Origin of the sequence: uncultured Ruminococcus sp. (assembly GCF_946415235.1) — a bacterium.
Classification (GTDB): Bacteria; Bacillota; Clostridia; order Oscillospirales; family Ruminococcaceae; genus Ruminococcus.
In genome coordinates this window covers 1-11,039 of sequence record NZ_CAMKRR010000097.1, presented here as the reverse complement: position 1 = coordinate 11,039, position 11,039 = coordinate 1, and the positions used below count along the sequence as shown (strand labels likewise).

Sequence of the window (11,039 nt, the reverse complement as noted above, 5' to 3'; positions counted from 1 at the left end):
TCTACTTCATCACCGTTTACGCTCTTAACGATAGAATCAGGCTTCATTTCGTTCATACAGGTTATAGAGTTGTAGTGCTTCTTGACGAATTCCTGAGCCTGTGTATTGTTGAGCTCGTAGCCGGTTACGGCAGCACCGAGACGGAAGTACGGTCCCATGTAATCCTTGAATCCGTCGCCGCCCTTTTTGTACTTATAGTCAAGGTTCTGGTGAACTGCTGCGCCCTCAGTGCTGCCTGCGCCCTCATAAGTTATTTCGTTTTCGATGTCTGAATTACCGCTGTCTGCGTTATCGCCGTCGTCGTTATAATCTTCAGGCTGAGGACTCGGAACTACATATAAAGAAAAGTCCTTTACGTTTGCTGAACCGTTTGATCTGAAGCCATCGAAGTTAAGGGAGACTTCACAAAGTGTACCCGACATATCAAGTCCTGCCTTTGACCATGCGTCAAAGTGTTTGGATATGTCGATAGTGCCTTTCATGTAGTTGGTTGTATTATTTCTTGAACCGCTTGTCTGGCGTACGCTCCAGTATTGAGGGACTGTTGCCGTACCGTCGAGATCAGGCTGATTGTAATGTATTGTTTTTAAAATTTCGTATGTATTCCCATTAAGAGTCACAGTACCCTTTTTCTCAGTTCCGTCTCCGGGTGGTCTCCAGTCGCCCCAGCCTTCAACTATATGCCATTCAATAAGAGGATTCCTTGTCCAGCCGTATACACTCATATACGAATTTCCTCTTGGGCTGAATTCAACGTCGTATGAAAGCTTGATATTTCCCATATCCTTGTAGTTTTTCTGCCGGCTTTCGAAATTCTTGCCCATACGTGCAAGGAAGTTTTCAATTCCGCTCCATGAGCAGGTGAAAGAACCTTCGCCCGGTTCCATTGAAACTTCTCCCAGATAGGACTGATTCCACATCTCATATTCATAATCGCCGATAGTTCCCAGTATCTGCTGATCGGCAGCGTTTACAGATGCAGCTGCAGGCATATTTGCAGCGATCATCATTGCAGATATAGTACCGCTGAGTATTCTTTTAAAGCTTTTCAAATAAATCACTCCTCACTATACATTATTTTCTCTTTATGACTTTTTTCTGTCTTCTTTAATTGATGTGGGATAAAATATCACACAAATCCACATCCTGTATTGTTTATTTTACTCATAATATACAATATTTACGATGATTTGTAAAGATTATGCAGCGAAAAAAGCAATATATGACAAGAAAAAAGCAAAAAACGGGGATTATTTTGTTTAAATATATTCTATTTTGCTTTTCAGCCGGACCGCTTATCTAAGAATCGTCCCCCTGAAGCATACAGTGATTTCAGTCTTGCTGTTTACGGTGATTTGTGCTAAGCATACAAATATTATCATAAATCATAATTTATCATCTTTTAGTTTAATACTAATCTTTATTTCGTATATATCTTCCTTTCATATTACCTGTTATAGATCCTGTCACAAATATACTTCACAGGTACTTTCTCGGAACACCAGACTTCATTTTCGGTAACTCCAAACTCGTATCCGTCCTTGTACATTTCCAATGCTGTTATTTTCAGCACTACTGGAGTCTTGTGCCAACGCTCAGCAGACTGCCAAGCTTTGCTTATATCTGCCTGCATATGTACAGCATGACGCTTCATCTTCTTTATAGCTCCGCTCTCCTCAATGGCTTCAAGAGCCTTTGTAGTGGTTCCATGATACAGGAACTCAGGCGGTTCGCAATATTCAAGCTCAGGCTCTACCCAAGGAACCGAGTGTCCCTGACAGCACTTGATCTTTTCATGTTTATCATCAAATCTGTAACGTCCCTTATTGTCTTCGGCTACTATCTGCTCCAGTAGTTCACGGTCCAGCTTATAACTGCTGTGGCGATTAACGCCGACTATAAGCTGTTCTACTGATACCCAACCGTGTTCGTCCATAACCAGTTCTGCTTTCTCAGGCTGGTGACGAAGGAGCAAACACAAATATTTCGACAATTCGTTCATCTTATCACCTCAATCAAATAACCTTTGAATATATACATCTTCCAATTAAGTGAATTACGAGTTAGCAACTTACGAGTATATTATAAATTCGATATCTTCAAGTCATCGCATATAACGCATACTCTGTGTCTATAACTGATCGGAGGTTTAGCCATTATTCTGCACCTCCAGCAAAGATTCAAACAGATTCGGCTCAGGAAGAGCACCGAATACGCCACGTTTGTATTTCTCAACAAGGTCGCTTGTATCTCTTACTCCGTCCTTTTCCGCTGTGAATTCAGATAATGAATACAGATACGCATTATCCATATCCTTATATTCCTTATTCTTAGTATCTCTGAGCAGTATTACGGTTTCTTTCTTATTTTTATGGACGTCATAGGTTATCCTTGAAAACTTTTCAAAGATATAGTCATTCTTTGGAAAATCATACTTAAGCTCAAAGCTGTATTCAAAACTGTTATCACAGAAAGATATTGCGAATTCACAGTTCTTATCTGCATTGAATATATTCGGTACCATCCGCTTGCCCTCATTGAGCATTATGCCTCTTATGGCATCTATACACTTGATGAAGTTGGTCTTTCCCACATTATTTGGACCCATGATTATAGCGGACTTCAATACATTAGTGGAGTTTACTGACACTACATTGTTTGGAAAATGCTTGTTTCTCATATCAGAGCGCATAGTAAACTCTGTTTCTGTGTTATAAATAAAGCAGTTATTGACCTTTAAAGAGATAAGCATTCTATCAGCTTCTAATACTTCATTTTCTTTATCATACCACTAAACAATATTTTATGCAAGTATTTTTCATAAAAAATATGCATAATCTGCTTTTGCTTAATAATTGATACAAATCACTCCCTGTGCGTTAACACAGGGAGTTTCATCATTTTATAAACTTGTTGAAAACATTCTGAGCTGATGCCATTTCTCTGGGCGTAAAGGCACAAAGCTTCACCTCTATATCATATTCAGGATAGTCAGCAATGAACTTATTGTATGTTCTGCAGCACTGCTTAGTAGACTCACCGGCAGAATCCGGCAGATCTCCGCCAAAAATACCTGAGCTTATAAGCGGAAATGATATGCTGTAAAGCCCATTTTCCTTTAATACGCACAGAGAATTATAGTACGCATCGAATAACTCCTTAAAAGCTGTAGGAGTATATGAGAAATCAGGTCCTACCGCATGGATTATATGCTTAGCATTAGTCATGTTGAATGCAGGAGTTATAACAGCATCGCCGTCATTTAACGGAGTCTTATACGCAGAGCAAGCCTTTGTAAGCTCCTTTAAGCCTGCTTTCTGGAATATAACGCCGCATATTCCGCCGCCAGCCCATAAACCGCTGTTAGCCGCATTTACAACTGCATCTACTGTCTGATCTGCACATGAAGCGTTCAATAGCTCTATTTTACTCATAATAATCAACCTTTCTTACAGCACTTCAACTCTATGAAACAGGAAGTGCATCTTATCTATTTGCTTGTTCGTATGCCAGTGTTCAAGATAGCTGCGCTGGTTCCGGTTCATTGCTTCTTGAAGTTCAAAACCATTTATCAACAAAGAGGGTTGGGCATTTTTATGCAACTGAGAAAAACGGAAGTAACTACAATCTGCTACGTATGAATCTTCTTATAGTTGCAACAGATCCATCGATTTTTTCGGTGGATTTTTCCTTGCCTGGCTTGATGTTGCCCGCGTGATCAAGCTTTATGAAAATATTGTCCATGTTCCAGCGCAGCATCGGATTCTCCTTGCTTCCAGGGCTTCTTCCTTCAAGGAAATATTATGTGTAGGTCAGCATAGTATCCGTAATTCTGACGTGAAGTTCTCGCTGATAAAAAAATTTTTAAAACCGTGTCACAATATCAATACTTGAATTGTATGTATTAAGTGAAAGCAGATCTGTTTGGAGAATGCCGGTATGAAAAACTATCATGCTGAACAGTCTCAAATTAATATGAAAGGAGTTAAGGAATGAGCGAAAGAGAAGTAAATGACAAGCTTAAGCATTCGCCTGATGATGGCCATCGTGCTTTATTTGATCATTACTACAACTATGTATATGCGATCACATTGCGTATTCTTCGCGGAAATGTATCCATGAGTGATATAGAAGAATGTGTCATCGACACATTTGCAGATATTATGCTGAACTATGATCCTGACAAAGGCGGCTCACTAAAAGCTTATATAGGAACGGTTGCCAAAAGAAATTCCATAAATATGCTAAGAAAATCAAACAGGAAATCCAACAATACCATTTCCATTGACAGCGATGATTTCGGTGAGCTCGTTTCCGGCACGGATATAGAGCAGACTGCTGAAAATAATAATGTTTCCGAAGCTTTGATTAACGCAATAAAGGCACTCGGCGAACCTGACTCCATAATCATAATACAAAAATACTTCTACGACAGAAAGTCGTCAGAGATAGCAAAGATAGTGGGGCTTTCGTCAACAGCGGTACGTGCCAGAATAAGCCGTGCAATGAAAAAACTAAAAAAGGTCCTCGCAGACTTTTGTTGATAGGAGTGAATAAGTATGAAAGACAAAAGGAGAATAATAAATATGCTAAGGAATCCTGATGAAAAGACTCTGGAAAGACTGTCTTCAGAATATCCTCAGGCAGAACAAAGCCAGAAGGATAAAATGTACGAAAAAGTCAAAGAACGAATGAACAGTAATGACAATGTATTCACCGATGAAGTAAGCGGCGTTGAAAGATACACACGCCGTCATCTGTGGAAGAAAATCCCTGCAGCTGTGATGAGTATAGCTCTTGTAGGCGGAGCTATCGGCGGCAGCGCAATTATGCTAAAAAATAACAGAAGTACAATGCCGTCATCTGAAGTATCTGAAGAAACATCTACTGAAATAACCGAAGAAACAACTACCATAAATGACAATGAAACTACGGCGAATAGTGTAAACGATGAAACCAATGCTGGACAGAGTATTGATCAGTCTGATGTAACCAAGGAGCTGATATTCTCAATATGTGAAAACTGCATGACAAAGAATTTTGATAAAATATCATATTCTTATGAATATCGATCTTATTATGAAACCGGTTATCATATGGAAGAAAACAACGAAGTTTACGTCGATAATACACAGGATACAGCAATACGAAAAGTAAATGGCGGATATTATCGTGGCGATGGCAGTGTAGTGTACAATAGTAATTATATCGAATATTTCCATCATAATGATGCGGCTGGGATTAGCGAGCCTGATACCAATGAATTAGGCAACAAAAAAGAATTCTATACCTTCCAAAATGAAGAACTGAACTTTAAAATCTGTGATTTTAAAGTTGATGGAAAGAATCTCCTTGAAAATCTTGATAACTGGGATATTACAGGTTTTGAAGAGTATCTTGGCAGAAAATGTGCAGTTATAAGCGGAACAACAGATATTAAGCTCCCATATAATACTTTTTCTGATGAAGAAGAAGGATTTGATATATGCACGTGTGAATTTACAATAATGATCGATTATGAAACAGGTATATGGATGAAGAGTGACATTAAAGAAAAAAATTATGGTTCCGCGCATTATACATTCACAATTACCGATATAGCTTTAGAAGATGATGCAAAACCACTACCTATGTCAAAGGAAGAATTCAAACAATCTGCGCTTAATGACTGTGTTAAGCGTGTATGTGTCGAAAACGAAGAAGATTATACTATCGAACCAGTCGATGAATCTGATCTTGCTTTTCTTAATTAAATCATAGCTAAGCACTAAATTAACATATTCTGTTCAGAAATAGGCATTGAAATCAGTTTTACCTCCCGGGTATCCGGGAGGTAAACTATATTTCATAAGAACTGTGTTTATTTGGCGTTATGTTCGTACAGAGTGCAAAGTTCGTAGGAGCTCATCAGGGCAGCCGTAACCGCATTTCTGTATACGGTCAGGAGTCCAACGCTGACACATGGAAAATGGCTAAGATGAATATGGCTATCCGTGGCATTGATGCAGACTTCGGACCATATCAGGCTGACACATTCTTCAATGACCTGCACAAGACGCTCAAGGCTGATTTTATCCTTGCCAATCCTCCTTTCAACCTCTCCAACTGGGGACAGGACAAGCTGCAGGACGATATCCGCTGGAAGTACGGCGTTCCGCCTGCCGGAAATGCCAACTATGCATGGATCCAGCACATGATACATCACTTTGCACCTAACGGCAAGATAGGTCTTGTACTCGCTAACGGTGCGCTGTCCACACAGTCCAGCGGCGAGGGTGAGATCAGAAAGCGTATCATTGAGGACGACCTTGTTGAGGGTATCGTTGCGATGCCGACACAGCTTTTCTATCCCGTTACTTACTATTCTTCTTATGTTTAACGATAATAAGTCTTATTTTTTCGATTTTCTCAGAAAGATCATTAGTTTGTAATTCGTCATAATGAAGTTTTCCTGCAATAAGCTGAAATATTTTTTCACATTTCTTATCATCGCTTAACAAAGCATTGAAAGCTTTTAAAAAGTGTGATAAAATATTTTTTAGAAAAAATGTCCTACTTGATGTCACAAGTACGAGTGTATATTATGAAAGCGATCGCTGAAAAGAATAGGAGGCTGAATACATATGACAGATCAGGAGTTCAGGAAACACATGGAAAGATCTCCGGAAGAGGGCATGAGAGCAGTTTTCGATGAATACTGCAATTATGTTTATGTTATAGCCACAGCTAAACTTAAAAGCTGTGGTACTAAGGAAGATATAGAGGAATGTGTGAGTGACGTTTTTACTGAAGTATTCAAAAAGATAAATTATATTGGTGAGCGTGAAGGTGACCTGAAAGGTTTTATCGGTGTTATCGCCAAACGCAAAGCAATAGATATGTACAGAAAACTTAATGTAAAAGCTGACAGAATGATATCTGCTGATGATGAAGTAATGAGAGAAATATCGTCGGGAGAAAACATAATCGAATCTTCTGAGATGTCAGAGCGTAATTCCATCTTACTTAATAAAATAAAAGAATTAGGCGAACCTGACACGTCGATAATAATAAAACAGTACTACTACAATATGACAGTAGCTGAAATAGGAAAAGCAATCTCAATGACAGCAGCCGCTGTACAGAAACGAAGCGTCCGGGCAAGACAAAAGCTGAAAAAGATGCTTTGTGAAGTCGGCATAAATTATTAAGGAGGGATATGTATGAATAAGAAAGACGAAATGTTCAATGAATTCGACATTGATCTTGAAACTGCGGACAGAATTGCGAAAGAGTACCCGTCCCTGTCAGATTCAGCCAGAGAAAGGATGTTTAATATGACTAAAAAGAAAATGAATATAACAAATGATGCTTATGAGGCAAATAATAACAGCGTAATCGGTGTAGAAAGATACAATCGTCCAAGATGGATAAAATTTGCAGGTATGGCAGCAACAATTGCTATAATCGCAGGCGGCATCGGCGGCGGAGGCTATCTGCTCCACAATATGAAGATGTCAGCTCCGCCTGTAGGCTCATCATCAGAGACAGATGTTACTACTGCATCTTCTGTAACAACAAACGTTACCACTACTGAGACAACTACAGCAGCAACTGAGGCAAAGTATTCAACTCCAGAGGAAGCAGCACATAAGCTTACTGATAATTATTGGGATTATGAGTGCTTCTTTGATATTGCAGCACGTACAAAAGCGGATTATGCAAATAAGGGTATAGAGCTTAAATACACCATGCAGTATGACGGTTGGACAACTGATATTGATGTGGTATATTATAAAACTATTGATGAAAGACTTACCGAAAAAACTATGGATGGTCTGAAGGAGCTATACAATACTTATTATGGTAAAAATTATGATCCATTCTATTCTGTAAATGCTGAGTACACAAATAACTATGAATTATTCGGACCTTCATTTACATCAGATACTCTTCCGGCTGACGGAAAAATAGATCTTGCATATACATTTATCGAGTATGAGGGCGAATTATATCAGAAAGGTCTCAATAATGAATATATTTTAGATAATCACTGGTCAGACGATCAGATAGACGTAACTGATGTGACCGAAAACTCTTTCACGCTTAAAAGGAAATTTAATAACACACCAAATGCAATATTTGAAGAAACACATGGTGAAGTAACATTTAAAATAGTATTCGATGAAGATGCTCAGGACTGGAGAATCGATCAGAAGGATGTTGAATATGACTACCAGGATACTTCAGCCGCCGCCGCAGAATGAGCCTATAGCTATGGAATAAGCTGCATATATGCTTACTGATGATAAAGATGGTAAAATCACTATCTTCAAACGGCCCAAGCCTGCTTATAAGATACATTTCAATGCACCGGCTGAAACAAAAGCTATTATCACTTTGATACTATGCTGTATTTCTTTCGCAGGAAATCTTTCACGGATTCTCTTAACCTCATGCTGCTTTTGCGGTATGATATGCGTTGTCTATATCTTTGGCTATCTCACGGTATTTGCCAAGGGAATGGGAAGTCCATGAAATGTATATGCTTGTGCCACACTTATATGAACTTCCCGTTTTGTCTTGATGAAATGGAAGGATTATGGTATAATGGTGTGGTATATAATGAACCTTAAACATATTGTCTGTCACAGTATAATCTCAGAAGACAGATGACAAATTCAAAGCAGACGCTCAAAAGAATATTACAATATTAGACCTGAAGAAAGAGGTAATATAAAATGAAAAGAATGAGCATTATCGCAGTACTTATGATTTCAACTGTACTTGCAAGCTGCGGAAAAAGCAACGAAGGTACTGCAACCGAGAGCAAACCGGCAGTTACAACCGCTGCCGAAACAGTTACGACCACTGCCGAATCCAAGGCAGCAACAACCAAAACAACAGAACCATCTTCAGAAGACAGTACTGTTAATAGCAATGACGAAAGAACTACTGCCGCCGATGACAATTCTGAAAAAATTGGCGTAGATCGTGCAACAGCGGTCAGCAATGTAAAACAACTGGCAGGATCTGGGGCAAATATCGTCAGCGTTACAGAAGGAACAAGTCCAGAAGGCTTTAAATGCTGGATAGTGGTTGTTGAGCCGGTAACAACCGAAAACGGACCTGATACGGTAACTTACTATTCCGGCTATCAGTTCTGCTATCCGGAAAACAAGGTTCAGCAGGACGGCAAGCAGAATCCATTGATGAATTACATCGGCAAATATTCTAACGGCAGAGCCATCATGAATGTTTCCTGCATCGGCACAGCTCAGGCTTCAATAGTAATAACATGGAGCGGCAACGTTACTGATTCTTCTGTATGGACAATGAGCGGAAATGTTACATCGACCACCGAGGCAGTTACAGTGACATACAACAATTGTACAAAGGAATCTGTCAGCTATGCAAGTGACGGCTCGAACATGAGTAATATGATAGAATATACAGACGGCAGTGGTACGATAAAGTTCATGGCTGCTGACAACAAAGCTTATTGGTATGATTCACAGGAAAATGCTTCGGACGGAGTTCCGTTCTCATACTATAATGAATAAATTACTAAAAAAATAATAAGGAAAATACTGTTAATATCTGCAATCATAGCTATTATACTATTCATTCTTATGCTTATCCTGTTTCCGCCAAGCAGAGGAAGAATAACAAATAACAATCATGCAGAGGTATGCGAAAAAACATTTATTGACATTAACGGAACAAAGCTCGGAATGGTAATAAAGGGATCAAAAGCAGATAATCCCGTTTTACTGTTTATGGGCGGAGGTCCAGGTATACCTGAATACTGTATGGAGTATGAATAACCGACAGGAATAGATGAGTACTTCACTGTATGCTATTTATGCTACAGAGGAACTGCCTTGTCTTACGATCCTGATCTGCCGCCTGAAACTATTACCTCTGAGCAGATTAAATTAGATGCTGTTGAAGTAACAGACTACCTCAGAGAGCGTTTTGATCAGGATAAGATCTACCTTATCGGACATTCTTTCGGCACAACTATTGCTTTGAAATTGGCGGCGGAATATCCGGAAAAATACGAAGCTTACATAGCTATGGGCATGAGTGTGGATAAAATCAGGTCAGAAAGAAAAGCATATAACTATATGCTTGAACAGTAGGCAGATATCAGGCAGCGTGGTGAGCCAGCCCAGTTGAAGTTCTTAGTGCCACAGGTGGGAGACCACCTGCATTGAAGCTGTTGATCCTCTGGGTGTTGTAGTAACCGAAGATGTATCTGAAGATGATGGTCTTGACCTCTTCACGCTTCATTCGGTATGTAGGTATCTGATACAGCTTTTCTTTTTTCAGTGTGGCAAAGAAGCTCTCCATGCAAGCGTTGTCATAGCAGTGAGCAGTACCGCTGAGGCTCTGGATGCGTTCGCTTGTTACAAGCTCTCTGCGGAATGTGTAGTTGTTTTACTGTAAACGAGCAACAAATTTAATCCTAAAATTCTACGGGCGGTAGATAGTGAATTAAGGTTTATGTTTTGTAATATGGATACAAAAAATTCATAAAACAAAGCGATATTTTATATATCTATGATTATAAAATACCAAAATTTAGTATCAATAATTGACGCAAAAAACAAAGTATGATATAATAATAAAAACATTTAGCTTTTAAACCAGGAATGTTAAAATGATTTTGCAAAATAATGCTTAATAAATTTATTGTCAAAGCTGATAAGGGGGAGTAAAATGACTAAAAAAGAATTTGTTAATAAAATAAGAACACATTATCCGGAAGCATTTGGAATGCACTATTATCTGAACTAAGAAATACAGCAATTTTTATGTAAACTCCGTCATTTTAAACAGCCACTGCGCAGTCAAAAGAAAACGGCATATAGCCATATTCGCCTATATTTACAGTTTTAACGGACATAAAAAAGAACCCTTATTTAGTATTAAAATAAGGGTTCCGATATGTCAGTCCATGACTAAAAAGATGCCGCACGATAGTTCGCTGTTTTTCGCAGAGTCAATCCCAAATTCTGTGTAAACGAGAAATAGTGCCATAAAAGAGTATATGA

At 38.9% G+C, this 11,039-nt stretch carries 11 protein-coding genes and 3 pseudogenes; 8 read left to right on the top strand and 6 right to left on the bottom strand.

The genetic code is table 11. The features are described from left to right. The 4 genes from Q0R37_RS13035 to Q0R37_RS13020 all read right to left on the bottom strand — a co-directional run. Positions 1-1,052 (bottom strand): glycoside hydrolase family 11 protein (locus Q0R37_RS13035; protein WP_294754958.1); only part of this gene is annotated, 1,052 nt, incomplete at its 3' end. A gap of 395 nt (positions 1,053-1,447) precedes the next feature. Next, a complete protein-coding gene (locus Q0R37_RS13030; protein ID WP_294754957.1) occupies positions 1,448-2,002 on the bottom strand; it encodes an RNA 2'-phosphotransferase in 555 nt (184 codons plus the stop codon). A 147-nt stretch (positions 2,003-2,149) separates the two neighbouring features. Continuing rightward, on the bottom strand, positions 2,150-2,752 hold the full coding sequence (locus Q0R37_RS13025; protein WP_294754956.1) for an AAA family ATPase: 603 nt from the start codon (positions 2,750-2,752) through the stop codon (positions 2,150-2,152). 145 nt (positions 2,753-2,897) lie between these two features. Next, positions 2,898-3,434 carry a macro domain-containing protein gene (locus tag Q0R37_RS13020; protein WP_294754955.1) on the bottom strand — a complete coding sequence of 179 codons (537 nt, stop codon included), beginning with the start codon at positions 3,432-3,434 and terminating at the stop codon, positions 2,898-2,900. Positions 3,435-3,544: 110 nt separating this feature from the next. On the opposite strand from Q0R37_RS13020, the pseudogene Q0R37_RS15700 reads away from it, so the two are divergent. After that, a pseudogene (locus Q0R37_RS15700) lies at positions 3,545-3,604 on the top strand (hypothetical protein); the annotation flags it as partial. Between the two features lie 17 nt (positions 3,605-3,621). On the opposite strand, the pseudogene Q0R37_RS13015 reads toward Q0R37_RS15700, so the two are convergent. After that, a pseudogene (locus Q0R37_RS13015) lies at positions 3,622-3,765 on the bottom strand (terminase TerL endonuclease subunit); the annotation flags it as partial. Between the two features lie 227 nt (positions 3,766-3,992). On the opposite strand from Q0R37_RS13015, the gene Q0R37_RS13010 reads away from it, so the two are divergent. The 7 genes and pseudogenes from Q0R37_RS13010 (at position 3,993) to Q0R37_RS12980 (ending at position 10,124) form a co-directional block, all read left to right on the top strand. Beyond that, positions 3,993-4,544 (top strand): sigma-70 family RNA polymerase sigma factor, encoded by a 552-nt coding sequence (locus Q0R37_RS13010; protein WP_294754953.1) that lies wholly within the window; start codon positions 3,993-3,995, stop codon positions 4,542-4,544. 15 nt (positions 4,545-4,559) lie between these two features. Next, positions 4,560-5,753 (top strand): hypothetical protein, encoded by a 1,194-nt coding sequence (locus tag Q0R37_RS13005; RefSeq protein WP_294754951.1) that lies wholly within the window; start codon positions 4,560-4,562, stop codon positions 5,751-5,753. Between the two features lie 113 nt (positions 5,754-5,866). Continuing rightward, positions 5,867-6,349, top strand: a pseudogene (locus Q0R37_RS13000) (N-6 DNA methylase); the annotation flags it as partial. A 274-nt stretch (positions 6,350-6,623) separates the two neighbouring features. Further along, complete coding sequence (locus Q0R37_RS12995) at positions 6,624-7,190, top strand: sigma-70 family RNA polymerase sigma factor (RefSeq protein ID WP_294754949.1); 567 nt, start codon at positions 6,624-6,626, stop codon at positions 7,188-7,190. Positions 7,191-7,202: 12 nt separating this feature from the next. Next, complete coding sequence (locus tag Q0R37_RS12990) at positions 7,203-8,246, top strand: hypothetical protein (RefSeq protein WP_294754947.1); 1,044 nt, start codon at positions 7,203-7,205, stop codon at positions 8,244-8,246. A 474-nt stretch (positions 8,247-8,720) separates the two neighbouring features. Continuing rightward, complete coding sequence (locus Q0R37_RS12985) at positions 8,721-9,542, top strand: hypothetical protein (RefSeq protein ID WP_294754945.1); 822 nt, start codon at positions 8,721-8,723, stop codon at positions 9,540-9,542. Positions 9,543-9,863: 321 nt separating this feature from the next. Next, on the top strand, positions 9,864-10,124 hold the full coding sequence (locus Q0R37_RS12980; RefSeq protein ID WP_294754943.1) for an alpha/beta fold hydrolase: 261 nt from the start codon (positions 9,864-9,866) through the stop codon (positions 10,122-10,124). Positions 10,125-10,131: 7 nt separating this feature from the next. On the opposite strand, the gene Q0R37_RS12975 is transcribed toward Q0R37_RS12980, so the two are convergent. Beyond that, positions 10,132-10,335 (bottom strand): IS3 family transposase, encoded by a 204-nt coding sequence (locus Q0R37_RS12975; protein WP_294754941.1) that lies wholly within the window; start codon positions 10,333-10,335, stop codon positions 10,132-10,134. Positions 10,336-11,039 lie beyond the last annotated feature (704 nt).

Excerpts from the sequence above, each read along its gene's own strand:
- Q0R37_RS13030 (WP_294754957.1), bottom strand. The coding sequence starts at position 2,002 with ATGAACGAATTGTCGAAATATTTGTGTTTGCTCCTTCGTCACCAGCCT.
- Q0R37_RS13025 (WP_294754956.1), bottom strand. The coding sequence starts at position 2,752 with ATGCTTATCTCTTTAAAGGTCAATAACTGCTTTATTTATAACACAGAA.
- Q0R37_RS13020 (WP_294754955.1), bottom strand. The coding sequence starts at position 3,434 with ATGAGTAAAATAGAGCTATTGAACGCTTCATGTGCAGATCAGACAGTA.
- Q0R37_RS13010 (WP_294754953.1), top strand. The coding sequence starts at position 3,993 with ATGAGCGAAAGAGAAGTAAATGACAAGCTTAAGCATTCGCCTGATGAT.
- Q0R37_RS13005 (WP_294754951.1), top strand. The coding sequence starts at position 4,560 with ATGAAAGACAAAAGGAGAATAATAAATATGCTAAGGAATCCTGATGAA.
- Q0R37_RS12995 (WP_294754949.1), top strand. The coding sequence starts at position 6,624 with ATGACAGATCAGGAGTTCAGGAAACACATGGAAAGATCTCCGGAAGAG.
- Q0R37_RS12990 (WP_294754947.1), top strand. The coding sequence starts at position 7,203 with ATGAATAAGAAAGACGAAATGTTCAATGAATTCGACATTGATCTTGAA.
- Q0R37_RS12985 (WP_294754945.1), top strand. The coding sequence starts at position 8,721 with ATGAAAAGAATGAGCATTATCGCAGTACTTATGATTTCAACTGTACTT.
- Q0R37_RS12975 (WP_294754941.1), bottom strand. The coding sequence starts at position 10,335 with ATGGAGAGCTTCTTTGCCACACTGAAAAAAGAAAAGCTGTATCAGATA.